Annotated in this window: 20 protein-coding genes; 13 read left to right on the forward strand and 7 right to left on the reverse strand. The window is 46.6% G+C overall.

The annotated features are described in order from the left end of the window. The first annotated feature begins 146 nt into the window (after nt 1-146). From odhB to DLE54_RS01360, 7 genes are all read left to right on the forward strand, one after another. On the forward strand, nt 147-1,376 hold the full coding sequence (gene odhB, locus DLE54_RS01330) for a 2-oxoglutarate dehydrogenase complex dihydrolipoyllysine-residue succinyltransferase (RefSeq protein ID WP_011959556.1): 1,230 nt from the start codon (nt 147-149) through the stop codon (nt 1,374-1,376). Nucleotides 1,377-1,597: 221 nt separating this feature from the next. Further along, nucleotides 1,598-3,055, forward strand: a complete 1,458-nt coding sequence (gene lpdA / locus DLE54_RS01335; RefSeq protein ID WP_011959557.1) for a dihydrolipoyl dehydrogenase — start codon at nt 1,598-1,600, stop codon at nt 3,053-3,055. Nucleotides 3,056-3,270: 215 nt separating this feature from the next. Continuing rightward, a complete protein-coding gene (gene sucC, locus DLE54_RS01340; protein WP_011959558.1) occupies nt 3,271-4,440 on the forward strand; it encodes an ADP-forming succinate--CoA ligase subunit beta in 1,170 nt (389 codons plus the stop codon). 57 nt (nt 4,441-4,497) lie between these two features. Further along, nucleotides 4,498-5,373, forward strand: a complete 876-nt coding sequence (gene sucD, locus DLE54_RS01345; protein WP_011959559.1) for a succinate--CoA ligase subunit alpha — start codon at nt 4,498-4,500, stop codon at nt 5,371-5,373. A gap of 207 nt (nt 5,374-5,580) precedes the next feature. Beyond that, entirely contained in the window at nt 5,581-6,459 is an 879-nt protein-coding gene (locus tag DLE54_RS01350) for a UTP--glucose-1-phosphate uridylyltransferase (protein WP_110815998.1), read from the forward strand. A 136-nt stretch (nt 6,460-6,595) separates the two neighbouring features. Next, nucleotides 6,596-8,287: a glucose-6-phosphate isomerase gene (gene pgi / locus DLE54_RS01355; protein WP_110815999.1), complete on the forward strand. Its 1,692-nt coding sequence runs from the start codon at nt 6,596-6,598 to the stop codon at nt 8,285-8,287. A gap of 92 nt (nt 8,288-8,379) precedes the next feature. Further along, nucleotides 8,380-9,720 carry a UDP-glucose/GDP-mannose dehydrogenase family protein gene (locus tag DLE54_RS01360; RefSeq protein WP_110816000.1) on the forward strand — a complete coding sequence of 447 codons (1,341 nt, stop codon included), beginning with the start codon at nt 8,380-8,382 and terminating at the stop codon, nt 9,718-9,720. Nucleotides 9,721-9,865: 145 nt separating this feature from the next. On the opposite strand, the gene DLE54_RS01365 is transcribed toward DLE54_RS01360, so the two are convergent. Further along, a complete protein-coding gene (locus tag DLE54_RS01365) occupies nt 9,866-11,329 on the reverse strand; it encodes a phosphomannomutase CpsG (RefSeq protein WP_110816001.1) in 1,464 nt (487 codons plus the stop codon). Nucleotides 11,330-11,420: 91 nt separating this feature from the next. Beyond that, nucleotides 11,421-12,689 carry a nucleotide sugar dehydrogenase gene (locus DLE54_RS01370; RefSeq protein WP_110816002.1) on the reverse strand — a complete coding sequence of 423 codons (1,269 nt, stop codon included), beginning with the start codon at nt 12,687-12,689 and terminating at the stop codon, nt 11,421-11,423. 179 nt (nt 12,690-12,868) lie between these two features. Between DLE54_RS01370 and mazG the strand changes: the two genes are divergently transcribed. Next, nucleotides 12,869-13,720 carry a nucleoside triphosphate pyrophosphohydrolase gene (gene mazG / locus DLE54_RS01375; protein WP_197708896.1) on the forward strand — a complete coding sequence of 284 codons (852 nt, stop codon included), beginning with the start codon at nt 12,869-12,871 and terminating at the stop codon, nt 13,718-13,720. Next, on the forward strand, nt 13,713-14,066 hold the full coding sequence (locus tag DLE54_RS01380; RefSeq protein WP_227535364.1) for a ComEA family DNA-binding protein: 354 nt from the start codon (nt 13,713-13,715) through the stop codon (nt 14,064-14,066). The genes mazG and DLE54_RS01380 overlap by 8 nt, the downstream gene beginning before the upstream one ends. Before the next feature lie 73 nt (nt 14,067-14,139). Here the strand turns inward: DLE54_RS01380 and DLE54_RS01385 are convergent, their stop codons facing one another. The 3 genes from DLE54_RS01385 to DLE54_RS01395 all read right to left on the reverse strand — a co-directional run bounded on the left by DLE54_RS01385 (nt 14,140) and on the right by DLE54_RS01395 (nt 17,026). Next, entirely contained in the window at nt 14,140-14,670 is a 531-nt protein-coding gene (locus DLE54_RS01385; RefSeq protein WP_110816005.1) for a hypothetical protein, read from the reverse strand. Nucleotides 14,671-14,892: 222 nt separating this feature from the next. Continuing rightward, nucleotides 14,893-16,761 carry a sodium:solute symporter family protein gene (locus tag DLE54_RS01390; protein ID WP_110816006.1) on the reverse strand — a complete coding sequence of 623 codons (1,869 nt, stop codon included), beginning with the start codon at nt 16,759-16,761 and terminating at the stop codon, nt 14,893-14,895. Nucleotides 16,762-16,765: 4 nt separating this feature from the next. Next, nucleotides 16,766-17,026, reverse strand: a complete 261-nt coding sequence (locus DLE54_RS01395; RefSeq protein ID WP_011959569.1) for a DUF4212 domain-containing protein — start codon at nt 17,024-17,026, stop codon at nt 16,766-16,768. A 618-nt stretch (nt 17,027-17,644) separates the two neighbouring features. Here DLE54_RS01395 and DLE54_RS01400 point away from each other — a divergent pair. After that, on the forward strand, nt 17,645-19,153 hold the full coding sequence (locus DLE54_RS01400) for an alanine/glycine:cation symporter family protein (protein WP_110816007.1): 1,509 nt from the start codon (nt 17,645-17,647) through the stop codon (nt 19,151-19,153). A gap of 109 nt (nt 19,154-19,262) precedes the next feature. On the opposite strand, the gene DLE54_RS01405 is transcribed toward DLE54_RS01400, so the two are convergent. After that, the gene (locus DLE54_RS01405; RefSeq protein WP_011959571.1) at nt 19,263-20,930 is read right to left on the reverse strand and encodes an electron transfer flavoprotein-ubiquinone oxidoreductase; all 1,668 of its coding nucleotides are present in this window, start codon (nt 20,928-20,930) and stop codon (nt 19,263-19,265) included. A gap of 450 nt (nt 20,931-21,380) precedes the next feature. Between DLE54_RS01405 and DLE54_RS01410 the strand changes: the two genes are divergently transcribed. The 3 genes from DLE54_RS01410 (at nt 21,381) to DLE54_RS01420 (ending at nt 23,605) form a co-directional block, all read left to right on the forward strand. Beyond that, on the forward strand, nt 21,381-22,031 hold the full coding sequence (locus DLE54_RS01410) for a DUF1285 domain-containing protein (protein ID WP_110816008.1): 651 nt from the start codon (nt 21,381-21,383) through the stop codon (nt 22,029-22,031). Nucleotides 22,032-22,103: 72 nt separating this feature from the next. Then, nucleotides 22,104-23,126 carry a glutamate racemase gene (gene murI / locus DLE54_RS01415; protein WP_110816009.1) on the forward strand — a complete coding sequence of 341 codons (1,023 nt, stop codon included), beginning with the start codon at nt 22,104-22,106 and terminating at the stop codon, nt 23,124-23,126. A 188-nt stretch (nt 23,127-23,314) separates the two neighbouring features. Beyond that, nucleotides 23,315-23,605: a hypothetical protein gene (locus DLE54_RS01420; RefSeq protein WP_110816010.1), complete on the forward strand. Its 291-nt coding sequence runs from the start codon at nt 23,315-23,317 to the stop codon at nt 23,603-23,605. 99 nt (nt 23,606-23,704) lie between these two features. On the opposite strand, the gene DLE54_RS01425 is transcribed toward DLE54_RS01420, so the two are convergent. Further along, nucleotides 23,705-25,129 (reverse strand): lytic murein transglycosylase, encoded by a 1,425-nt coding sequence (locus DLE54_RS01425; RefSeq protein ID WP_110816011.1) that lies wholly within the window; start codon nt 25,127-25,129, stop codon nt 23,705-23,707. Nucleotides 25,130-25,255 lie beyond the last annotated feature (126 nt).

Consider the following 25,255-nt stretch of genomic DNA (forward strand, 5'->3'; position numbering starts at 1 on the left):
AATTTATTTTTTACCGTAAACAACCTCTTAATCCAAAAAGCTTTATGCATAAGTTGTTTATTTGCCAATCATAAAAATAATGTGCTTATTTAACCCTTATCAATAAGTCATTAACACTTTATATTAATATAACAGGAGCAATTCCCATGGCAGAAATTAAAGCGCCCGTATTCCCAGAGTCAGTTGCTGACGGTACCATCGTAGAATGGCACGTAAGCGAAGGCGAACAAGTTAACCGTGATGACATTTTAGCTGAAATCGAAACAGATAAAGTGGTCTTAGAAGTGGTTGCTCCAGATGACGGTGTGGTAACTAAAATTGTTAAGCAAGTAGACGACACTGTGTTGTCTGACGAGCTAATCGCTGAATTTGAAGCTGGTGCAACAGGCAGCGCTGCTGGTGCCTCTGAAGACAAAGCAGAAGAAAGCAGCGACACGGCTACTGAAGAAAAACCAGCAGCTAAGCCTGCCGCAAGCGCTGACAGCGCCGACGATCATAAAGATCAAAGCCCAGCGGTTCGTAAAGCAGCCAAAGAGTCTGGTGTAGATCCTAAAAATGTAGAAGGCACAGGCCGTGGCGGTCGTGTGACTAAGCAAGATATGGCCAGCCCAACACTGAAAGCGGACAGCTCTATCAAGTCTGACAGTGGCCGTCCTGTCGCAGAATCAGTAGGTGAGCGCACTGAAAAACGCGTGCCTATGACTCGTCTACGTAAGACTGTGGCCAACCGTCTGTTAGCTGCTTCTCAAGAAACTGCGATGTTGACCACGTTCAACGAAGTGAACATGAAGCCTCTAATGGATCTACGTGCTAAGTACAAAGATCAGTTTGAAAAACGTCACGGCACTCGTCTAGGCTTTATGTCTATGTTCGTTAAAGCCGCTACTGAAGCACTAAAACGCTTCCCAGCTGTTAACGCGTCAATCGACGGTGATGACATCGTTTATCACGGTTACTATGACGTTGGTGTTGCGGTATCTTCAGACCGTGGTCTAGTGGTGCCTGTACTACGTGATACAGATCGTATGAGCATGGCAGACATCGAAGGCGGCATCCGCGACTTCGCTGGTAAAGCCCGTGATGGTAAATTATCACTACAAGAGATGACAGGTGGTACCTTCACGATCACTAACGGTGGTGTATTTGGTTCATTAATGTCAACGCCTATCTTGAACCCACCCCAAACTGCCATCTTAGGTATGCACGCGATCAATGAGCGCCCAATGGCGGTTAATGGTCAAGTTGAAATCCTACCTATGATGTATCTAGCGTTATCATACGATCACCGTATGATTGATGGTAAAGATGCGGTACAGTTCTTAGTCACCATCAAGCAGTTGGTTGAAGACCCAGCAATGCTACTACTTGACCTATAAGGTCAACGGGCTTGTATCGGAGAGATTCTGATACAAGCTTTTTCGTTATGGATTGATTGATTATTAAGTTATTTAGCACACAGTTTTTTGAGTGATGATTTTGATTCAGAGGCTCGAAGCTTCGCTAAAGACTTAACAAGCATAGCTAAGTAGGTCATTTCATAATTCAAACTATAAATAAAGAGCTTTTACAATTCTTTGATTAAAAGACGGAATATACTATGAAAGACAATTATGATTTAGTAGTTATTGGCGGTGGTCCAGGTGGTTATGAAGCCGCTATTCGTGCCGGTCAATTGGGTATGAGCGTAGCCTGTATCGAAAAACGCGTTTATAAAGGTGAGCCTGCATTGGGCGGTACTTGCTTAAACGTCGGTTGTATCCCATCAAAAGCTTTACTAGACTCTTCACACCGTTATGAAGCCACCAAACACGAGCTTGCAGAGCATGGTATCACTACCAGCGATGTTGAGATTGATGTGGCCAAAATGATCGAGCGTAAAGAAGGCATCGTTAAGCAGTTAACCGGCGGTGTTGCTATGCTACTTAAAGGCAACGGCGTAGACTGGTTACAAGGCTGGGGTACGCTAGTTGACGGTAAAGGCAGCGACAAAAAAGTTAAATTTACGGCGCTAGCAGATGAGTCTGAGACTGTTATCACCGCTAAAAACGTTATTTTAGCAGCCGGTTCTGTGCCCATTGATATCCCTGTTGCGCCAGTCAACAACGAAGAAGGCATTATCGTTGACTCAACAGGTGCGCTAGATTTCACTGAAACACCTAAGCGTCTAGGCGTGATTGGTGCTGGTGTTATCGGTCTTGAGCTAGGCTCTGTATGGCGTCGTCTTGGCGCTGAAGTGGTGGTATATGAAGCGCTACCTGAGTTCTTAGCAGCAGCTGACAAAGACATTGCTAAAGAAGCGGGCAAATTACTTAAAAAACAAGGTCTAGATATCCGCGTTGATACCAAAGTAACCGGCACTGAAATAAAAGATGGTCAAGTGGTTGTGACCAGCGAGAAAGGTGGTGAGTCTGCTGAGGAAACCTTCGACAAGCTAATCGTTTGTGTGGGTCGCCGTGCTTACTCTGAAAAATTACTGGGTGAAGATTCAGGCATCACGCTAACTGACCGCGGTTTGGTTGAAGTTGATGATCAGTGCAAAACTAACCTAGATGGCGTATATGCTATCGGTGACTTGGTACGTGGCCCAATGCTTGCGCATAAAGCGATGGAAGAGGGCATGATGGCCGTTGAACGTATCCATGGCGAAAAAGCACAAGTGAACTATGATACTATTATCAACGTTATCTATACCCATCCAGAAATCGCTTGGGTAGGCTTAACTGAGCAGCAAGCGGTAGAGCAAGGTTATGAAGTAAAAACCGGTTCATTTAACCTAGCAGCTAACGGTCGTGCTTTAGCACAAAGCGAAGCTCAAGGTAGCATTAAAGTAGTGGCTGATGCTAAGACTGACCGTTTATTGGGTATGCATGCTATTTGTGCTGGTGCCGGCGATATCGTTCACCAAGGTATGATTGCGATGGAATTTGTTTCAAGCATTGAAGACCTACAGTTAATGACCTTCGCTCACCCAACCATCAGTGAAGCGGTACACGAAGCTGCTTTATCTGCTGATGGCCGTGCTATCCATGCGATTCAGCGTAAAAAACGTAAATAACAAAAACAGTTATAGACACCAATAAATCACTCATAGGCGGTTAATAGTCTATGAGTGATTTGACAAAGTCTGTTACTAAAGTGAGTTGCTGAGTGTAATTGTTTTAAGCCATAAAGCAGTAAACGGCCGTGGTATTAGGTCATTTATTTGCCGCTATTGCCAAAACATTTAAATCAGCTTTACCCTGCTAAATAAAAAAACTAAAGGATAACTTTATGAATTTACATGAGTATCAAGCAAAACTATTGCTAGAGAGCTATGGACTACCTATCCAAAAAGGCATCATTGCTTATAACGGTGAAGAAGCGGCTGAAGCCTTTGATAAAACCCCAACTGACGTAGCCGTAATTAAAGCACAGGTTCATGCTGGTGGCCGTGGTAAAGCAGGCGGTGTTAAGCTTGTTAAAACTCGTGAAGAAGCCAAAGAAGTTGCTGAAAGCTTAATCGGTACTAACCTAGTGACTTACCAAACTGATGCAGAAGGCCAGCCTGTAAACTTCGTATTAGTTGCCGAAGACATGTACCCAGTAAAAACTGAGTTATATCTTGGTGCCGTTGTTGACCGCGCTACTCGTCGCGTAACCTTCATGGCCTCAACTGAAGGTGGTGTTGAGATTGAAAAAGTAGCTGAAGAGACTCCTGAGAAAATCTTTAGCATTACCGTTGATCCTTTAGTCGGTCTATTGCCTTTCCAAGCGCGTGAAGTAGGTTTCAAATTGGGCCTAGAAGGCAAACAAATCAATCAATTCGTTAAACTAATGACTGGCGCTTACAAAGCGTTCGTTGAAAACGACTTTGACATGATTGAAATCAACCCACTAGCCGTTCGTGAAAATGGTGAATTGGCTTGTGTTGACGGCAAAATCGGCGTGGATTCAAACGCTTTATTCCGCCAGCCAAAAATCGCAGCACTTCATGACCCATCACAAGAGAACGAGCGTGAGCTTAAAGCTGCTGAATTTGACCTAAACTATGTGGCTCTAGAAGGTAACATTGGTTGTATGGTTAACGGTGCCGGTCTTGCTATGGCAACTATGGACATCATCAAGCTATACGGCGGCAAGCCAGCTAACTTCCTAGACGTTGGCGGCGGCGCAACCAAAGATCGCGTTGTTGAAGCTTTCAAAATCATCTTAGAAGATTCAAGCGTACAAGGCGTTCTAATCAACATCTTCGGTGGTATCGTACGTTGTGACATGATTGCTGAAGCCATTATCGCGGCAGTTAAAGAAGTTAACGTTACTGTACCTGTTGTGGTTCGCTTAGAAGGTAACAATGCTGAATTGGGCGCTAAGCTATTAGATGAGTCTGACGTTGAAATCATTTCAGCTCAAGGCCTATCTGATGCTGCACAAAAAATTGTTGATGCTGTAAAAGCGGCATAATTCGCCTATCACAACTGTATCAAACCTATAATAAGTGAATCCTACTAGGAGTAAATAATGAGTGTATTAATTGATAAAGACACCAAAGTATTGGTGCAAGGTTTTACTGGTAAAAACGGTACTTTCCATTCAGAACAAGCCATCGAATACGGCACCAAAGTAGTTGGCGGTGTTACCCCAGGTAAAGGCGGTCAAACTCACCTAGGTCTGCCTGTATTTAACACCATGGCAGAAGCGATGGAAGCAACTCAAGCTGACGCGTCAGTTATCTATGTACCAGCACCTTTCGTACTAGATTCAATCATCGAAGCGGTAGACGCAGGCGTTAAGCTAATCGTTGTTATCACTGAAGGCGTACCTACTTTAGATATGCTAAAAGCCAAACGCTACATCGAAGAAGCTGGCGATGTGAAAATGGTTGGTCCAAACTGCCCAGGCGTTATCACCCCAGGTCAGTGCAAAATCGGTATCATGCCAGGCCACATCCACTTGCCAGGTAAAGTAGGTATCATCTCACGTTCTGGTACCTTGACTTATGAAGCTGTGGCTCAGACCACTAAGCTTGGCTTCGGTCAGTCAACTTGTATCGGTATTGGTGGTGACCCAATCCCAGGTATGAACCAAATCGATTGCTTGAAGATGTTCCAAGAAGATCCTCAAACTGAAGCCATCGTACTTATCGGTGAAATCGGTGGTACTGCTGAAGAAGAAGCTGCCGCTTACATCAAAGAGCACGTCACTAAGCCAGTTATCGGTTACATCGCTGGTGTGACTGCCCCTAAAGGTAAGCGTATGGGCCATGCCGGCGCTATCATCTCTGGTGGTAAAGGTACTGCAGAAGAAAAATTCAAAGCATTCGAAGATGCGGGCATCGCGTACACTCGTGACCCATCTAAGATTGGTGAGACGGTTAAACAAGTTACTGGTTGGTAATTTGCCCGTCTCGGTGTTAACGGTAAGTTAACTCAAAGAGCATCCTTCGGGGTGCTCTTTTTTTTGTCGTATATTTAATTGTCTGACTAAGTTTTTAGTAAGCTTTGTGCGCTTGTTGGTGGTGCTGAGCGCTAAGTTTGCTACAATAGAGTGATAATTAGGGCTTACTCTATGTTTATAAAAAATTAAACTGATATTTTAAATTGGATGCTTATGACCACTCAAGTTACTCATGCCGTTATCCCTGTTGCCGGCTTCGGTACCCGTATGTTGCCTTTATCAAAGTCTGTGCCCAAAGAGCTGTTACCACTTGGCAATCGTCCAGCCATTCATTATGTGGTAGAAGAGGCGATAGCGGCAGGGATTAAACACATCGTCTTGGTGGGCCATGCTCAAAAAAGCGCCATTGAGAACTACTTTGATGTCAATGCTGAGCTTGATAATCAATTGCGCGCTAAGGGAAAAGATGAGCTGGCCGATAGCCTAAACTGGCTGCCTGAGGATGTCTCAGTATCTGTGATTCGTCAAGGCAAGCCCTTAGGTTTGGGTCATGCGGTTTTAAAGGCGCGTCCTATTGTCGGTGACAATCCTTTTGCGGTGCTGCTACCTGATGTGGTGCTAAACCCATTTACTACCAAGATGGATAAAGACAATCTGGCCTATATGATACAAGCCTTTGCGCAAACCCATCACTCACAAATCCTAGTTAGCCATGTTGCTGATGAGGATGTACAAAAATATGGCATTGCTAAGCTAAAAGATGCTGATCAATTGTCGCAGCTAACAGGAGACAAAAACGCCAATTTCGCAGTGGCAGGTTTTGTCGAAAAGCCGAAGTTAGCAGATGCCCCCTCTAATCTGGCGGTAGTGGGACGCTATGTATTTAACGCCGCTATCTTTGACTACTTGGCCAATACTCAGCCCTCTGTGGGCGGTGAGATTCAGCTAACGGACGCCATTGATGCGCTTATTAGTACTCAAGGCGTTGATGTCACGACCATGCTCGGTGATAGCTTTGATGCCGGTGATATGACCAGCTATATGCAGGCCTTTATTTACTTTGCTCAGCAGCAGCTACAAGCCTAAGCCAGCCAGCCTTAAGACTTATAACGACCTAGACCTGATAAATAGCACTGTGCGCATATAGCTTTAGCTGTCTATGAGGTTAGGGATACAGACATTAAACGCTTTTTGTAACACTTAATTTTTGAGTACTCTGTTTATGGATAAAACCTTGCCCAATCAGCTGCCCCAATGGCAAAGGCTTCAGCAATTAGCGCAGCAGCCTTGGTCAATCACTGAATTATTTGCCAAAGATACCCATAGAAGTACCAACTTTAGCCTCAGTGCTCAAGGCATGTTTTTTGATTACTCCAAGCAGTGCTTAGATGAATCGGTGAAAGCAGAGCTGTTTGAGTTGGCTAAAGCATGCCGATTGCCACAAAAGCTGGCTGCGTTATATCAAGGCGATAAAGTCAATACCAGTGAAAAACGTGCAGCCCTGCACACCGCATTGCGTCTGCCTAAGTCGGCTCGTCTAACCGTAGATGGGGTGGATGTGGTGGCTGAGGTGCATGACAGCTTGGCCAAAGCAGAAGACTTGGTTGATCGCATTCGTAGCGGTCTGTGGCGTGGCTATTCAGGCAAAGCCATCACTGATGTGGTCAATATTGGGGTAGGCGGCTCAGATTTGGGTCCGGTAATGGCCAATACCGCGCTCGATGAATGGGCAGACAGTAATATTCGAGTGCACTTTGTGTCTAACATGGATGGCACGCAATTGGGCAGCCTGCTCGATAAGCTAAATCCAGAGACCACCCTGTTTATCATCTCATCTAAGTCTTTTGGTACCGTCGATACCTTATCGAATGCGCAGACAGCCCGAGCTTGGCTATTGACCACCGGTGCCAGTCCAGCTACTTTGTTGCGCCGTCATTTTATTGGGATATCAGCCAATACGGAGCGAGTAAGTGCGTGGGGGATTGCCAAAGAGCATCAATTAAAGCTTTGGGACTGGGTAGGTGGCCGCTTCTCTATGTGGTCAGCCATTGGTCTGGCTGTGGCCATCCGCATTGGGATGCCGCGATTTTATGAAATGCTGGCGGGCGCTCACGCTATGGATGAGCACTTCAAGCACGCGGACTTTGAGCATAATTTACCCGTCTTGCTGGGGCTTATCGGCGTATGGAACAGCAGCTTTTTGGGGATTAATGCCCATACCGTATTGCCGTATGATGGCCGTTTAAAATATTTTCCAAGTTACCTAACCCAGCTTGAGATGGAAAGTAACGGTAAGTCGGTCACGCATGGCGGCCAGCCTGTGCCTTACGCCACCTGTCCTATCTTGTGGGGTGAGATTGGCTCGAATGCTCAGCATGCTTTTTATCAGCTATTGCACCAAGGTACTCAAAAGGTGTCTTGTGACTTTATTGCCTGTGTTAATTACTATCAAAGTCGTGAAGCTGACGAGCTCAAAAAGCAGCATGCGTTATCTTTGGCCAACTGCTTGGCACAAAGCCGAGTACTGGCCTTTGGTAACGATGCTTTAGCCGCTAAGCCTGATCAGGTGGCCACTGAGCTTGATAAATTTAAGCGTTACCGTGGTAATCAGCCCTCGACGACGTTGCTACTCGATGAGTTGACGCCAGCCAGCTTTGGCGCCTTAATCGCGCTGTATGAGCACAAAGTATTTGTCATGGCCAGTATTTGGGACATCAACCCCTTTGATCAGTGGGGAGTGGAGATGGGCAAACAGGTGGCCAATGAGGTGTTTGCTCATATTCGCTTGGATACATCTGTGGCCTCTGACGCAGCAGCAGATGACGCTCATAAACAGACTCAGCTTGCTGCAGAAGCCTTTGATGGCTCGACTCAAGCATTGCTGCAGCACATTAATCAGCAGTTAGACAGCTAAACGCACAAAAGCTTGCTGTTGGCCATCACTGCTGGGCACAATGTGCCCCACTGACTCTATTACCATTAAAAAATATTAAGGATATGCGTATCATGGCAACGTCAACTCATTCGCCTGCTGACCCTAGCAAAGCTGTTACCGACCACTGCGTTATCGTGGGTCATTCTATCGATGCCATCACCACCGCGACAGTCATGGTCAGTCTTGGCAATCAGGTGTGCCTGTATGCAGACCAACAAGCCTTGCAGCATACGCTTGAGACTTACACCTTTGAGCATCAACAGCAAGCGCTATGGCAGCTGTATCTCAATCAAAACAGCATTGTTCTGCAGGACATGCCACAGCTTGCAAGCCAATTATTTAGCGATACTAAGGCCAGCTTCTACTGGCTGTTTTATGGCGATTTGCCCAGCAGCTGGCACGCTTTGGATGGGGTGCAGCAAGCATGGGTCAGTCAGCTGAATGACAGCCAAGTACCCAGTCAAACGCCAGTTATTTTCAGTGGTATCAGCACCCTAGGGGTATTTGCAAGCCTGGCCAAGCAGTGCCAAAGACCATGGGTGTATTATGTCCCCTTTGTGTTTTTACAAGACGGCAGTGCCTATCCTTCGATGCTATCGCCAAAATTATGGCTGATGGGCGAGAAGACTGCAGATTCTATCGATAAAGTGGCGGTGCTGCAGCCGCTAATAGCGCAGGCTCAGCAACGCTATATTAGCGATATTGCCACCATTGAGTTTTCTCGTAGTGCCATTATGAGCATGCTGGCCACCCGCGTCAGCTTTATGAATGAATGGTCGAGACTGGCCGATCAGCAAGGCGTCGATATCCTTGAGGTTGCCAATATTATGGGGTTAGATACCCGTATCGGCAGGAGCTATCTAAAAGCAGGCTGGGGCTTTGGCGGTCAAACCTTGCCGGCTGAGATTAGCGCCCTACAGCAAACCTTACAAAATACTCAGGTTGAACATCGCCTAATGCAGGCGGTCAATATCATTAATGATGACCAAAAAGAGCTGATTTTCCGTAAATTCTGGCAGCATTTTGATGGTGCCATTGAAAACAAACAGGTGAGTATATGGGGCGCAAGCTATAAAGCAGGCTCAGGGCGCACTTCCGCCTCTGCCATTCATCCGTTACTACGCCTATTGTGGTCATACAACATTACCACCCATATCTATGCGCTAGAGGCACAGTCTGAGCTGGCAAGTCTATACCCTGATCAGCCGCTGTTACAGTTCATTGACTCTGCCACCGATAAGTTGGCCGATAGCGATGCGTTATTTGTGCTGTCTTGGCCAAGCACCAAGCGTCTACCTATCAGTGCCATTAATGAGGTGGTGGTGCCAGTCTTTGATGCCCAAAATGCCTTTGCAAAAAATCAAGTGGCCGCTTTAGTAGGAACGTATCAAGGAATTGGCCGCAGTAAATAACCACCCTGATTTTAAATTCATGTCACTAAAAAACCCCGCGACTTATGTAAGTCGCGGGGTTTTAATTTACCTATCTAGCGGCTGATTGAACGGGGTAATCATTGGATGCCCTGCTAAGCAGCTAAACAACTAAGCAGCTAAACAGCTAAGCAACTTGAGCGCCTTGTGTGGCAAGCCACTGTTTAATCTCAGATGTCTTCTCAGTAAGCAGACCCTCATCGCCTTTGGTTTCTATATTTAAGCGAATCAGTGGCTCTGTGTTGGAGGCACGGATATTAAAGCGCCACTGACCGAAGTCTAAGCTTAAGCCATCTAAAGTGTTCTTTTGAGGGTTTTGTCCACTAAAATATGCCTCAATCGCCTTAATGATGTCATCACTGCTAGCTTCAGTGAGCTTAAAGTTAATCTCACCAGAGCTGGGGTAAGCATGGATACGCTCATCGACCAGCTGGCCTAGAGACTTGCCGGTGGTCGATAACAGCTCGATGGTAAGCAGCCAAGGAATCATGCCGCTGTCGCAATAAAAGAAGTCACGGAAGTAGTGGTGGGCGCTCATTTCGCCGCCATAAACTGCGCCAGACTCACGCATCACTTGCTTGATAAACGAATGGCCGGACTTACTGATGACCGCTTCACCCTTGCCTTCTTCGATAAGCGCTTCGGTGTTATATAGGACACGTGGGTCATAGACGATGGCGGCACCTTGATGTTTTTGTAAAAAGGCTTGTGCCAACATACCGACCACATAGCTGCCTTCTACAAACTCGCCTTGGGCATCAAATAAAAAGCAGCGGTCAAAGTCACCATCAAAGGCAATACCTAAGTCCGCTTTATTGTCGATTACCGCTTGCTGGGTAGACTCACGGTTGGCCAAAATCATAGGATTAGGGATGCCATTGGGGAAGCTACCATCGGGTGTATGATGTACTTTGATGATTTCAATGGGGGCGTTTTTTTGCTGTAAACGCTGCTCTAATAAGTCCACGGTGGGACCTGCACTGCCATTGCCTGAGTTGATGACAATCTTTAATGGCACCAGCTTATTGGTATCGATAAAGCGCATTAAATGATCGACATAGGCGGTTTTATCAAACTTTTCTACCACTGTGCCTGCGTGAGTGATAGCGGCAAAATCACCTTGCTCTGCTAACGCTTGAATCTCTGCTAGGCCAGAGTCGGCACTAATGGGCCTTGAGCCTTCACGCACCAGTTTTAGCCCGTTGTAGTTAATTGGGTTATGACTGGCGGTGACTTCAATGCCGCCTAAGGCATGATAGTGACTGGTGGCAAAATACACCTCTTCGGTACCGGTCATGCCCAGGTCAATGACATCGACGCCGGCATCGATGATGCCCCGAATGGTAGCCTGCTTGAGCGTCTCGCTTGAGTCACGGATATCGCAACCTATAACAATGCTGTTCTCTAAGGTGTCATTGCCCTCACTGTCGGCTTTTTGACTGGCCAAAATCTGGGCAAAAGCTCGGCCGATACGATAAGCAATGTCTTCATCAAGGTTAACGCCCAGCTCACCACGAATGTCATAAGCTTTAAACGAGGTAATAGGACGATGTGGCAGATTATCAGCAGAAATAACAGGATTTGTGGTCATTGGTGGCCTTTTTTAATCGCATATAAAATTAGTAAACTTAATTAACTGAATCAGGGGGGCTTAATTTTTGGTCACAGAGTCGCTGCGGCGATCAACTATAGCCAAACACATCTCGTGAGTAAACCTTGTCTTTCACATCGGATAACTCATCATGCCAGCGGTTGGCAACAATCAAGTCGTTTTGCTGTTTAAACTGCGCCAAATCATTGATCACTGGGCAGCCCTCAAAGCTGTCAGTTTCTAAAGCCGGCTCATAAATGCTAATGCTGACCCCATGCTGCTTTAGGGTATTGATCACATCGAGTACCGCCGAGTCTCTAAAATTATCAGCGTCTTTTTTCATGCTCAGGCGATAAATACCCACTTGATTGGGGTTTTTGTCGATGATTTGACGGGCGATGAAACGTTTGCGGGTATTGTTGGCATCGACCACAGCATGGATTAAGTTGGCAGGAATACCGGCATAATTGGCCTTTAACTGCTGGGTATCTTTGGGTAGGCAGTAGCCGCCATAGCCAAAAGAGGGGTTGTTATAATGCTGGCCAATACGTGGGTCTAAGCCGACGCCGGTGATGATGGACTGGCTGTTTAATTGATGCTTTTCAGCAAAGCTGTCTAATTCATTAAAAAACGCAATGCGGGTGGCCAGATAACTGTTGGCAAATAGCTTGACGGCTTCAGCTTCCGTCGGCGGCATCATCAGCGTCGCCACCTCAGGCGCTAGGCTGGCTTGTTGATATAAGTGCATTAAGGCCGATGCCAAATCTTGCTGCTCTAAGCTTGCGCCCACAATAATACGAGACGGATATAAATTGTCATACAGCGCTTGGCCCTCACGCAAAAACTCCGGCATAAACAAAATTTGATTATCAAACTGCTGACGCATGTTGTCGGTAAAGCCAATCGGAATGGTTGATTTAATCACGATGGGTACCGTCGCATTTTGCTGTCGCACTGCGGCAATACTGGCTTCAACCGAGGAGGTATCAAACTTGCCTGAGGCCACATCGTAGTTCGTCGGGGTGGCAATGATCACCAAATCGCTGGCTTGATAAATACCTTGATCTTCTATCACCGACTTCATCGTGGCAGTTAGGTTGAGCGGCTTATGCGCCAGATAATCACAAATCTCGGTGTCTTGTAGCGGTGACTGATTTTGTTGTAATAACTGTATTTTGTTTTGGTCGATATCAAACAGCATTACTTGGGTATGTAAATGAGCCTGCGCCAATAAAATAGCATTGGATAGGCCCACATAGCCTGCACCGATGACCACAATCTTGGATAAGCCAATAGCAGCAGCGTGCGCAGATGAGGGGTGTAAATGTGAGGCAGTTTCAGGGCTGTCAGAGTTGCTCATATCTTTATTCTTGTGTGTTTTAACGTTATTGGATCTGTAATGTTACAGTTTACTATATTCTGATGGGGTCATAATTACAATTTCAAAATGATACACTGCTGATATGACAAATTAAAAACGCTGCCATAAGCAGATAATATGAACAACGAGAGTCCACCCTTATGTTAAAGACACCTGATATGCACGATAAAAAAATGATAGCGCCAAAACCTGTGAGGGGTGTGCCTGAGCCAACGGCCAACATGCACGACTTGTTGGCTTTGATGGCCAGACTACGCGCTGATTGTCCCTGGGACATTAAGCAGACCAATCACAGCTTAATCCCTTATGCGATAGAGGAGGCGTACGAGCTGGCAGAGGCCATTCAAGAGGGCGATATTGAAGACATCAAAGGTGAGCTTGGTGATGTGTTACTGCAGGTTGTTTTTCATTGCCAAATCTATGCCGAGCAGCAGCAATTCGACTTAGGCGATGTGATCTATACGCTACAGAGTAAACTGATTCGTCGCCATCCCCATGTGTTTGAGGCCGATCAACTGCCCGATGAGGAGGCAGTAAAAAAACGCTGGGATGAGATTAAAGCCATCGAGAATGCAGAGCGTGAACGCCGTGGCAAACCCAAACGAAGCCTAGATGCGGTCAAGGCGGGCAGTGCTTTAATGCAGGCGCAAAGCTTACAACAAGCGGCCAGCAAATTGGGCTTTGACTGGGAAGGAGTGGCGGGCGCAGTAGAGAAGCTGGAAGAAGAGATTAGCGAGTTAAAGCAAATTCTGCCGCAAGCCGGTGAGAGTATGGATGCAGCACATAAGCAAGCGCTTGAAAAAGAGCTTGGCGACTGTGTGTTTGGCTTAGTCAATGTGGCGCGAAAGCTTAATTTAGATGCAGAAGCGGCCACTTTGACCTGCGTGCATAAGTTTCGCTCACGCTTTGGATTTATTGAAGCCCAGCTGGCCAAGCAAGGTAAGACGGCACAAACCAGCAGTTTAGAGGAGATGGATGCGCTATGGGAGCTGGCCAAACAGCATGAATAGGCGTACTAGCGCTTTAATTTTGGGAATGCTGTGCATGATGCAGGTGGTGTTAATGCCCGGTGCTTGGGCGCAGCAATGCTTTGCCGATGCCCATCAAGCCTATGCACACCTAATAAATGAGCAGCAAAATCAGCAATTGGCAGAGCAAAGCGTGACGGTTCATTTAAATAGCGCAACCGAAGGTGAACTGACTCAGCTCACCGGCATTGGCAGCAGTAAAGCGCAGCAAATTATCTTGTATCGAGACGCCTTTGGGCCATTTGGCTCGGTGGATGATTTGGCAAAGGTAAAAGGCATCGGGGATAAAACCGTTGCCAAAAACCGTGCCCGAATGAGTATAGAGTAGACCATGCATGGCATTCATCAGATGAGCCGTACTTATATGAGCCGTACTTATATGAGCCTTACTGACATGAGCCTTACTGGCAGACTGCCTGTAATAAGTCATCATCAGTGGCCAACGGTTGCCATTGCAGCTGTTGAAAGTTGGTTGCAGACAAAGGAGGGGTGATGGTGACACTGGTGATGGCAGGCTGACTGCAATTAACCAGCTGCGCAATGACTTTGGTGCTGATGCGTCTTTCAAATAAGTAGATGTTGGTGCTTCTGATGTCGTCTGTGCTTGATGTGATATCTGTGGCTACAGGCTTGCCTGACTCTGCGGCCATAAAGCGGATCACTTGCGGTTTTAGGTAACTCCAAGGTCGATACCACACTTGACCTTCGACGGTTTTGACCACTTTTACCTGTGCAGGCAGTCTATCTATTTGCTGCTGTTGCCAGTGGTATTCTTGATGAATTTGGAAGCCTAACATACCGATACCAGCAAAAATGGGAATCAGCCATTTCGGGGCTTGTTTGCCAGTAAGCTTAGTCAGGTGACGTATAATCATGGCAATACCGGCCATACCAAAGCCTGCAGTTACGGTGGCAATAAATTCATAAATCATAAGCAGGGGTCCAAAATAAGTGGGTCGAAAATGGCCAGTGGCAATAAACACTCATACTAATAAATACTAGCACCAATCAGTACTAGCACCAATAAACACTCGTGCTCATAAACAAAAGATGAATAAGTCGATTTACTGACCTATTCATCTTGTGTTGGTCACTCAGTGGGCCGGCCACTGAGTGCGTTTAATTTCATATAAATATACCGCGGTTGTCTAACATTAATGATCGATAGCAGCACCAGCACCACGAGGAGAGCGTACGCTTTCTACCAATTTTTGAATGTGTACAGGAGGCGCTTGGGTCATTGATGACACTAAGAAAGCCACAACAAAGTTGATCAGCGCACCAATAGCACCAAATGACATGGGTGATACACCGAACAGCCAGTATTCTGCAGTGTCAGGAAAATTGGCGGTATGTGGAATAAAGAACCAGCCTTTGTATACGAAGATATAAACTAAGGTAGTAATTAGACCTGCCAGCATCCCTGCGATAGCGCCGTAGTTGTTGATACGCTTTGAGAAAATACCCATCATCAGTGCTGGGAATAAAGACGCACCCGCGATACCAAAGGCTAATGCCACCACTTGCGCGGCAAAGCCAGGTGGGTTAATACCTAAGTAAGTTGCCACCACAATAGCCACCGCCATTGAAATACGGGCTACCAGCAGCTCACCTTTATCGGTGATGTCAGGATTGAAGTTACGTTTTACCAAGTCATGACTAATGGCAGAGGAGATGGCCAGTAACAGACCGGCGGCCGTAGATAGTGCTGCAGCCAAACCACCTGCTGCAATTAGACCAATAACCCAAGGTGGCAGATTGGCAATCTCAGGGTTGGCCAGTACTAAAATATCATTGTTCACATCAAGCTCATTGCCTTGCCAGCCGGCAGTGACAAACTTGCCTTCTAACTCGCCAGCGTGCGCGGTAGTGGCTTCTTCAACGGCGGTAGTGGCGGCAGCAACATCGCCACCTTCTGCTTGTGCTGTGGCCAGTGCCGCCTTAGCAGCGCCCAGACCTGAGTCATTATACAGCTGAATACGGCCATCGCCATTTAGGTCATTGTATTTGATAAGACCGGTCTCTTCCCAAGTCTGCATCCAGCTTGGACGCTCATCATAAGGTAGAGCAGGGGCATCAACACCTTGAGGATAGACGGTATCCATCAGGTTCAAACGTGCCATAGCGCCCACAGCAGGGGCAGTAAAATATAATAAGGCAATAAATACCAGTGCCCAGCCTGCCGACCAACGCGCATCGGCTACTTTAGGAACGGTAAAAAAGCGAATAATAACGTGGGGCAGACCCGCGGTACCGATCATCAGTGATAAGGTGAATAACACCATATTAAGCTTGCTAGGTACATCGGCGGTATAGGCGGTAAAGCCTAAGTCTGTGACCACTTGATCAAGTTTAGTCAGTAGCGGAATGCCAGATTCAGTATGGTTTGAGAACATACCTAGACCAGGAATCGGGTTGCCGGTTAATTCAAGTGAGATAAAGACAGCAGGAATGGTGTAGGCGATAATCAGTACCACGTACTGCGCCACCTGAGTGTAGGTAATGCCCTTCATACCACCTAATACAGCGTAGAAGAAAACCACAACTGCGGCGATAATAAGCCCGGTGGTATTGTCCACTTCCAAAAAGCGTGAGAAGGCAACACCGGCACCGGTCATCTGACCGATAACATAAGTGGTAGAGGCAATAATCAAACAGGCCACGGCCACTAAAGCCGCCGTTTTTGAATAGAAGCGATCGCCGATAAAATCTGGTACGGTGTATTTACCGAATTTGCGCAAATAAGGCGCAAGTAACATGGCTAGTAACACGTAGCCGCCGGTCCAGCCCATCAGATAGGAAGAGGCACCATAACCGCCGGCTGCCAATAGGCCTGCCATAGAGATAAAGGACGCCGCACTCATCCAGTCAGCGCCCGTTGCCATACCGTTTAACACAGGGTGAACGCCACCACCGGCCACATAGAATTCTTTTGTAGAGCCTGCACGCGCCCAAATGGCAATGCCAAAGTACAACAGAAAAGAAGCCCCAACGAATATAAGATTGATAGTAAATTGGCTCATAGGGTTACTCCTCGTCTACGCCATATTGTTTGTCTAACTTATTCATACGCCAAGCGTAGAAGAAGATAAGAAGGATAAAGCAGATGATTGAGCCTTGTTGTGCAAACCAAAACCCAAGATCGGCCCCGCCAAACTTAATACCGGCCAGAAGAGGACGAAATAAGATGCCGCAACCATATGAGCAAAAAGCCCAGATAAACAAACAGATGAGGATAAGACGGACGTTGGCTTTCCAATAGCCTGACGAATCTTGTGAGGGATTCATAAGACAAACTCCTTTTGTCAGTAGGGGGTGGCCCCTCTAGTGGGAGACTGCTTCCTGCAGCCTGATAGTTTCTTGTGAAAGTGTGTAAGTAACCTTTCAATTCATCTCTAAAACGACCTAAAATGTATCAGGTTAGTTACAGACTCATTTAAGTTTACAGATGTAATCTTGGGATAGCAATCAACTATTTTCATATTTTGCATTTTTTAGTTAAATAATTTCACGATAAGCATCCTTTCAAGATATATATTTTATTCTTCAAAATAGCTAAGCCTTCTCAATTAAAGTTTAGTTTTTTCACAGTATTTGTTGTACTCAGCTCGACATTTTCTTAGAATGACCGGCTTGTCTGTACAAGTTGACACTTGGCTTGGCAGTCACTATCTGATTATCTAGAGATGGGGGCGTTGGCGCCAGCCCATTTGCGAGTCTTAATCGATGCAAACGGCGTCTCCACGTATCATGTATTAAAATTAAGCACACTTAATTGCTCTAAACCTTGCCTATATTGAATAAAGCTTGGTGCCTGGGTTTTGCTTGGCTTTTTAAGTATTAGAAAATCAAGCCAAAGCCAGTTGCATTAAGCACTTGGAGGGTTTAGACACAAGGAGAATTGCTATGGTGGAATCAACGAACGTCTTCGCAGAAGGCTTTAATGCGTTTGTAAATTGGGGAAATGGGATTATCTGGGGTAATGACTCTTGGCTAATCATGGACAACCCCTGGTATGGTTTATTAATTTTTATTCTAATTGGTGCCGGTATCTTTTTTACCATTGCCACCCGATTTGTACAGTTTCGTCAGTTTGGTCATATGTGGAATCTACTGCGTAGCTCAGGTCAGGGCCGTAAAGATGGGGGGATTAGCTCATTTGAAGCCTTAATGACCTCACTGGCTGCTCGTGTGGGTACGGGTAACTTAGCGGGTGTAGCCATTGCCGTCTATATCGGTGGTCCAGGTGCGGTATTTTGGATGTGGATTACTGCAATTTTGGGGATGTCGACCAGCTTTATTGAATCGACCTTGGCGCAGGCTTATAAAGTGCCACACAATGATAATGTATACCGCGGTGGTCCAGCTTACTATATCGAAAAAGGCTTGGGTCAGCGCTGGATGGCGATCTTTTTCTCATTATGTTTGTTGGTGGCCTTTGGTCTGGCCTTCAATGGCGTACAAGCCAACACCATCGCTCAAGCCACGCATCAAGCGTTCGGTGCACCAACCTGGTTGACTGGTCTGGTATTGGTGGTATTGGTAGCACCGGTGGTCTTTGGTGGTCTTCGTTCAGTGGCGCGTGTGGCAGGTAAAGTGGTACCAGTAATGGCCATCTTATATGTGCTATTGGCGCTGTTTATTATTGTGACTAATTTTAGTCAGTTCCCGGCTGCCATTGCCTTAATCATCAAATCTGCCTTCGGTTTAGAACAAGCCGCTGGCGGGGTACTTGGCTATGGTATCGCTCAAGCAATGATTAACGGTATCAAACGTGGTCTGTTCTCAAATGAGGCGGGTATGGGTTCTGCACCAAACGCAGCAGCAACGGCCAAGAGTCATCCTGATCACCCTGCCGTACAAGGCTTTATGCAAATGCTGGGTGTGTTTATCGATACCTTGGTTATTTGTACTGCTACCGCATCGATTATTATCTTATCGGGCGTTGTGAATGATCCCAATGTTGAGCAAGAAGGTATTAAACTCACTCAGCTGGCCTTATCTCAATATGTGGGCGACTCAGGTATTTACTTTATTGCAGTGGCTATTTTCTTCTTTGCCTTTACCTCTATCATTGCCAACTACAGCTATGGTGAGTCAAACTTAGAGTTCATATCTGGTGAAAAAAGTGCTAAGTCTGCGATTATGATTTTCCGCTTTATGGTATTGGCCATGGTATTTATTGGCTCAGTGGCCAACTTGCCTGCCATCTGGAACTTTGCTGATTTATCTATGGGTTTAATGGCCTTAACCAACTTGGTGGCGATTATCATCTTATCTCCTGTGGCACTGCGCGTATTACGTGACTATGAGCGCCAGGTAAAAGAGGGTAAGACCCCTGATCAAATCACCTTTGATCCAGATCAGTTTGTGAAGTTAAAAGATGAAGCCAACCGTGATGCGTGGAAGGATTAACTCATCAATTAATTAATTAATTTACACGCTATTTTGCTACAAAAAAACCCAGTCACGTGACTGGGTTTTTTTAGCGATAGGGTAAAGCAATAGCTTATATCCTGATGGGTTACATGTTGGGGTAGTTGGGGCCACCGCCACCTTCTGGTGCGACCCAAGTGATGTTCTGTGAGGGGTCTTTGATATCACAGGTCTTACAATGCACACAGTTTTGGGCATTGATGACGAACTTAGCACCTTCAGCGTCTTTCACGATTTCATACACGCCAGCTGGGCAGTAACGCTGTGCCGGCTCAGCATAAATCGGTAAGTTGACGGTCACGGGGACCGTTGGGTCTGTCAGCTTTAAGTGGCTTGGCTGATCTTCAGCATGGTTGGTGTTTGAAATAAACACAGACGACAGCTTATCGAAGGTCAGCTTACCATCAGGCTTTGGATAATCTGGCTTATAGGCTTGCGCCGCTTTATCCAGCGCCTTGTAATCAGGGGTGGTGTCATGGACAGTAAAGGGCATTTTGCCTTTGAGTAAGTTGTGCTCAATAAAGGTGAATGCACCGCCCATAAGTGGGCCCATACGGTGAATAGCTGGCGAGAAGTTGCGCGCTTCATGGTTGTCTTGATACAACCAAGAGTCTTTGTACATCTTGCTGTAGCTGTCGACTTCATCATGCTGACGACCAGATTGAAGCGCCGCAAAAATGGCTTCAGCAGCCAACATGCCTGACTTCATTGAGGTGTGTGTGCCTTTAATCTTAGCAGGGTTTAAGAAGCCGGCATCATCACCGACCAAGACACCGCCTGGGAAGGTCAGCTTAGGTAATGAGTTGAGACCACCTTTGGTCAATGCACGCGCGCCATAAGACAGACGCTTACCGCCTTCTAATACCTGCTTAATCACCGGGTGTGTTTTTAGACGCTGCATCTCATCAAAGGGCGACATATAAGGGTTGTGGTAGGCCAAGTCGATCACCAAACCGAAGCTGACTTGGTTATTCTCATCATGGTACAACCACCAGCCACCGGTAGAGCCGGTCTCAGTTAACGGCCATCCTAAACCATGCATAACCACGCCTGGCTCATGCTTGCTTGGGTCAACTTCCCAAAGCTCTTTTAGACCGATGCCATAATGCTGTGGGTCGCTGTCTTTGTCTAGGCCAAAGCGGCTAATAAGGCGCTTACCTAAATGACCACGGCAGCCTTCAGCAAAGATGGTGTATTTGGCGTTTAGCTCATAGCCTGGCTCATAGCCTGACTTGTGTGAGCCATCAGCGGCCACACCCATATCACCCGTTAATACACCACGTACTGAGCCATCATCGTTATACAAGATATCAGAGGCAGCAAAGCCTGGGAACATCATAACCTCAAGCTCTTCGGCTTGTTCGGCCAGCCAGCGTACCACGTTGCCCAATGACACAATATAGTTGCCTTCATTGTGCATAGGCGCAGGTATCAATGCGTCCGGCGTCTTGATAGATCGGGTGGCTGAATTGAGATAGTACACACGGTCTTCAGTCACTGGAACATTTAAAGGCGCGCCTTTTTCTTTCCAATCTGGGATAAGCTCGTTAATAGCACGAGGCTCAATCACAGCGCCAGATAAAGTGTGAGCACCGAACTCAGAGCCTTTTTCTACCACACAAACCATAAATTCATCTAGGCCAGCTTCAAGCGCAAGTTGACGCAGGCGAATAGCGGCAGATAGCCCAGAGGGACCACCCCCAACGATAACAACGTCAAACTCCATCGATTCACGTTCTATTTGTTCATCTTGCATTTCAGACTCCTTATAGCTGGCTCAATAATGCCAACACCAGACCCTATAGTTGGTGTGGATTATGTTAATTTAATCGCTAGCAAATGTTTGTTTGAACTCCTATAAATATACCCAATTGTATCCCAATAAGCGACCACAGTCGGGTATAAAAATAAGTTCTTATGACTTAGGCTGGCGGAAATATAAAAAAAGGGTTGCAGTTGGTTACCCATTATAAAATAAAAGTTGGATAAAGACGACACGATTTGTGACTCAGCCGTGGTAAAGTAAATGTCGCTGTCGCCTGCATAGGCCTTGTAACAGCTGTCTGTGTCAAGCTAACGGCAGTTTGACTCATCAGTAAAATTTCATAATCTTAGTATCAAGTGAGTCAATAATACACAAATGATCAACGCCGATAACAATAGATAGCAATAACAGATAATAACTATCAAATAAAGGTAGCCTAATATGTCACACTCTTGTTCTAATCCAAAAATAACGGCAAACCCAGATAATCAATCAGAGACAAACAGCACTTTAGCCAAAGCCAGTATAGACTCGCTTTCGGAGTATCTTAAACATCAAGTCACAGACCGCCGTGGCCGCTCTATTCCGCCGCTGGATAAGTGGCATCCTGAGCGTGTGGGCGAGATGGATTTGGTGATTAAAGCCAATGGTGAGTGGTGGCACGAGGGCAGCAAAATTAGCCGTCAATCCTTGGTGGACTTGTTCTCCACCGTACTTTGGCGAGAAGGGACTGACGAGAATAGTGCGTATTATTTAAAAACTCCAGTTGAAAAACTGCGCATTAAGGTAGAAGATGTGCCTTTTTTAATCACTGAAGTCAATGTCATCGAACAAGAGGGTACTCAGACCATAGAATTTATCACCAGCACCGGCGATGTGGTCCATTTAGATGAGGATCATCCCCTACAAATGGGCGAGTATCAAGGCGAGCAGCGCCCTTATATCGAGGTGCGCTTTGGCATGAAGGGTTTGCTGTCACGCACGGTGTTAATGCACCTGGTGAAATTAGGGGAGCTGACTGAGCAGGACGCTCAAACCAGCCTAATCCTACAAAGTGGTGGTAACGCTTATTCGATGACGGTCGCCAATTAACTTATGTGTACTTGGGCCGCAGTAGAGGTGACTGCAGCGGCTCAAGTACCTTTAGCGTAGTAAGCCTAGGCCATGACAACTCAAGCTGTAGCTATCAACCAATCCCAAGATGCCAGTCAAAAAGTGGCTGCCGATGACGATAAGGCGCAGATGCCGCCTTCTGTTACTGGTCCCGCGCCCATAGGGATCTTTGACTCAGGTGTGGGGGGGTTGTCGGTGTATATGCACCTCAAGCAGGCACTGCCCCAAGAGCATTTTATTTATTATGCCGACACCTTAAATGTGCCTTATGGGCCTCGGCCAAGCAGTGAAATTCAGCAGCTAAGCCTGACGGCAGTTGACTGGCTGGTGGCTGCAGGCTGTAAGCTGGTGGTGATTGCTTGCAACAGTGCGTCGGCGCATGCGCTGCATTTGGCACGGCAAAAATACCCGCACATACCTATTGTCGGGTTGGTTCCCGCACTTAAGCCTGCCGTATTAAATAGTACCAGCAAAAATGTGGCGGTACTGGCCACCAAGGCTACCTTGGATGGGCCGCTATTAAATACAGTTATTGATGAGTATGCGCGGCCCTCGCAAGTGACCGTGATTAAATGGTTTGATCCTGAATTGGTGCCTTGGGTCGAGGCGGGCATGCCCATGGACAGTGACACGCCGATGCGATTAAAGCAGCAGCTGTATCAATTTGCTCAGCAACAAGTTGATCATCTGGTGCTGGGCTGTACCCATTATCCATTTTTTAGAGAGTTTGTTTTAGCTGAGGTAGCCAAGCAAGGACTGGATATTAAAGTAGTCGATTCAGGTGCTGCCATTGCGGCCCGAGTTAAAGCCTTGCTGCAGCAGCAAGCGGCGGCTGAATCCAGTACTGCGCGCTTGCGCCATAAGTTTCTTTTGCCCACTCAATCTGTCCTACACAGCATGCAAGGGCTGTCTGTGGGGCATACCACACAACGTCACACAGACCGTCTTAGCGATTTAGAGCCGCAACACGCGTCAAGCTTAGCGGTGCCCAAGCTGGCATTTTTCGTCTCCGACCCCAAAGCAGATTTGGCACAGGTATCAACTATGGTGCAGCGATTAATCTATCCGGTGTAAAGCGATCGTCATTTACCCTATGTTTTACCATATGCTTTACCAAACCCTCGGATTAGTAATATAAAGTATACGTGTTGTCATTGTAGTTGCGCTAAGCTTAAAGTAGAATTTCATCATATCCCATGCTAATAATATCTAAACTAATAATATCTAAAAATAAGCGACTCTCAAGGTCTAAGGACAACACTATGAGCAACCAAGACAATTTAAAAAACGAAATCGATCATCTAGAACAAGTCCTACATCAAGCAGAAGGCGGCCACACGCTAGAAGAGCAAATTGCTGATATGAAGCGCCGTGGTATTGACCCAAGCGAGAACTATAAAAAGTGGGACGATGAAGAAGAAGAGGACTGGGGAGATGCCACTTGGAAAGAAAACGGCAAGTGGGAGCCCAAAACCCCAGCAGACTTAGATGAAAAAGCCCGTGAAAACTGGGATGGTGAAAACGGTAAACCGACGCCGCCACCTATCGTTTAATCATCAACATAATTTTAAAAAAAGCCATGCAATTGCATGGCTTTTTGTTGGCGGTATTGTTGGCAATATTTAGTTAAATACTCACGTATGGCCTTGGGCTTATTGACCTTTATCCACTCTAATTAAACGGATGGTGCCATCACTTTGAAGCTCACGGCGATAGCCATCTTGCTGCTCAATTAAGCGGGTGATGCTGTCATTGGTCGCACTAGGCGCTTGGCTTGGCTGCGCCGGATAAGAGGATGAGGCGTAGGTTGACGCCGGACGTGGGTTATTGGCGCTACCTCCAGTATTGCCCATAATCAAGCGATAGAACTTCTGACCGGCACGGCCATCGGCAGGGAATACGCCTTTACTGGTCTGATATTGCTGAATGGCCAGACGGGTGTTATCACCGATGATGCCATCAACCTCTCCAATGTCATAACCGGCATTAAGCAGTGCTTGCTGAATGTCTTTGGCTTGCTGACGGCTGATGCCTGGGTCATCGGTCGGCCAAGCGGTGATGAAGTCGGTCTTGCTGCTGTCCTCTTTAGTGATCAAATCAGACAGGTGGGCAATGGCTAACGCATAGTTCTCTGAAGCATTATAAGAGTAGAAGGTATCGAAGTTCTTACCCACTAAGAAGGCAGGGCCATTTAGGCCGGCAGGTAACAGTAAACCTGCGCTGCTTAAGTCATAAGGTAGAGGACGACCATCGGCTAACGTGAAGCCTTTGTCGCGCCAGTAGCTCATAGACTTTTTGTCTTTGCGGCTATTGCTGCCCCAGAATCCTTGTGGAATTTTTACTTCATAACCCCATGGCTCTCCGCTGCGGTAGCCACGTTTGGCTAAGAAGTTGGCAGTTGATGCCAGCGCATCAGCCTTACTGTTGACCAAGTCTCGGCGGCCATCACCATCGAAGTCTACCGCCAAATCAAGGAAAGTACCGGGCATAAACTGAGTCTGACCAAAAGCGCCTGCCCAAGAGCCTGTCATATCTTGTGGACGAATGTCGCCTTGTTGTACGATTTTTAGGGCATTGGCATATTCGCCGCGGAAATAAGACTGACGGCGGTCAAAGCAAGACAAAGTAGCCAGTGACTGGAACAGATCTTTTTTGCCTAAGGTTTGACCGAAGTTTGACTCGACACCCCACACGCCCAGCACGTGCTCAGGCTTCACCCCGTAACGCGCCTCAATGCGGCGTAAGGTATCTGCCATCTCATGCTTGGCACGAATACCATCTTCAACGCGCTCTTTATCCACCAATGATGACAGATAATCCCACACATCTTTTTGAAACTCAGGTTGATAGTTTAACGAAGCAATCACACTCGGATCCGGCTCGATGGGGCGATAGTTTTCAAAAGTTGAGCTGCTTACGCCGCGAAAAGTACTTGAGTTTTTTAGGCCACTTAAGCACTGTTGAAATTCAGCATTTGATAAGTTAGGGGCCGGCGGCTTGGCGGCGTGTGCTGAGGTGGCCGCCAAAGAAATGCCAAGGGCCGTGGTCAAGGTAGCAGCAAGAGGGGTACGCAGCATAAAGGAATTCCTTAAAATAAAGTAACGGGTTATGAGATATTTGTTGGGTGTCCTAAGTGACCAAAGTCTATCCTGTAAGGTTAGGCACCCTAAGTATTGGGGGCTATGTTATTAACCGTTTTATTA

It is taken from the genome of Psychrobacter sp. YP14, assembly GCF_003209315.1.
GTDB classification, from domain to species: Bacteria; Pseudomonadota; Gammaproteobacteria; order Pseudomonadales; family Moraxellaceae; genus Psychrobacter; species Psychrobacter raelei.

Excerpts from the sequence above, each read along its gene's own strand:
- odhB (WP_011959556.1), top strand. The coding sequence starts at position 147 with ATGGCAGAAATTAAAGCGCCCGTATTCCCAGAGTCAGTTGCTGACGGT.
- lpdA (WP_011959557.1), top strand. The coding sequence starts at position 1,598 with ATGAAAGACAATTATGATTTAGTAGTTATTGGCGGTGGTCCAGGTGGT.
- sucC (WP_011959558.1), top strand. The coding sequence starts at position 3,271 with ATGAATTTACATGAGTATCAAGCAAAACTATTGCTAGAGAGCTATGGA.
- sucD (WP_011959559.1), top strand. The coding sequence starts at position 4,498 with ATGAGTGTATTAATTGATAAAGACACCAAAGTATTGGTGCAAGGTTTT.
- DLE54_RS01350 (WP_110815998.1), top strand. The coding sequence starts at position 5,581 with ATGCTTATGACCACTCAAGTTACTCATGCCGTTATCCCTGTTGCCGGC.
- pgi (WP_110815999.1), top strand. The coding sequence starts at position 6,596 with ATGGATAAAACCTTGCCCAATCAGCTGCCCCAATGGCAAAGGCTTCAG.
- DLE54_RS01360 (WP_110816000.1), top strand. The coding sequence starts at position 8,380 with ATGGCAACGTCAACTCATTCGCCTGCTGACCCTAGCAAAGCTGTTACC.
- DLE54_RS01365 (WP_110816001.1), bottom strand. The coding sequence starts at position 11,329 with ATGACCACAAATCCTGTTATTTCTGCTGATAATCTGCCACATCGTCCT.
- DLE54_RS01370 (WP_110816002.1), bottom strand. The coding sequence starts at position 12,689 with ATGAGCAACTCTGACAGCCCTGAAACTGCCTCACATTTACACCCCTCA.
- mazG (WP_197708896.1), top strand. The coding sequence starts at position 12,869 with ATGCACGATAAAAAAATGATAGCGCCAAAACCTGTGAGGGGTGTGCCT.
- DLE54_RS01380 (WP_227535364.1), top strand. The coding sequence starts at position 13,713 with ATGAATAGGCGTACTAGCGCTTTAATTTTGGGAATGCTGTGCATGATG.
- DLE54_RS01385 (WP_110816005.1), bottom strand. The coding sequence starts at position 14,670 with ATGATTTATGAATTTATTGCCACCGTAACTGCAGGCTTTGGTATGGCC.
- DLE54_RS01390 (WP_110816006.1), bottom strand. The coding sequence starts at position 16,761 with ATGAGCCAATTTACTATCAATCTTATATTCGTTGGGGCTTCTTTTCTG.
- DLE54_RS01395 (WP_011959569.1), bottom strand. The coding sequence starts at position 17,026 with ATGAATCCCTCACAAGATTCGTCAGGCTATTGGAAAGCCAACGTCCGT.
- DLE54_RS01400 (WP_110816007.1), top strand. The coding sequence starts at position 17,645 with ATGGTGGAATCAACGAACGTCTTCGCAGAAGGCTTTAATGCGTTTGTA.
- DLE54_RS01405 (WP_011959571.1), bottom strand. The coding sequence starts at position 20,930 with ATGCAAGATGAACAAATAGAACGTGAATCGATGGAGTTTGACGTTGTT.
- DLE54_RS01410 (WP_110816008.1), top strand. The coding sequence starts at position 21,381 with ATGTCACACTCTTGTTCTAATCCAAAAATAACGGCAAACCCAGATAAT.
- murI (WP_110816009.1), top strand. The coding sequence starts at position 22,104 with ATGACAACTCAAGCTGTAGCTATCAACCAATCCCAAGATGCCAGTCAA.
- DLE54_RS01420 (WP_110816010.1), top strand. The coding sequence starts at position 23,315 with ATGAGCAACCAAGACAATTTAAAAAACGAAATCGATCATCTAGAACAA.
- DLE54_RS01425 (WP_110816011.1), bottom strand. The coding sequence starts at position 25,129 with ATGCTGCGTACCCCTCTTGCTGCTACCTTGACCACGGCCCTTGGCATT.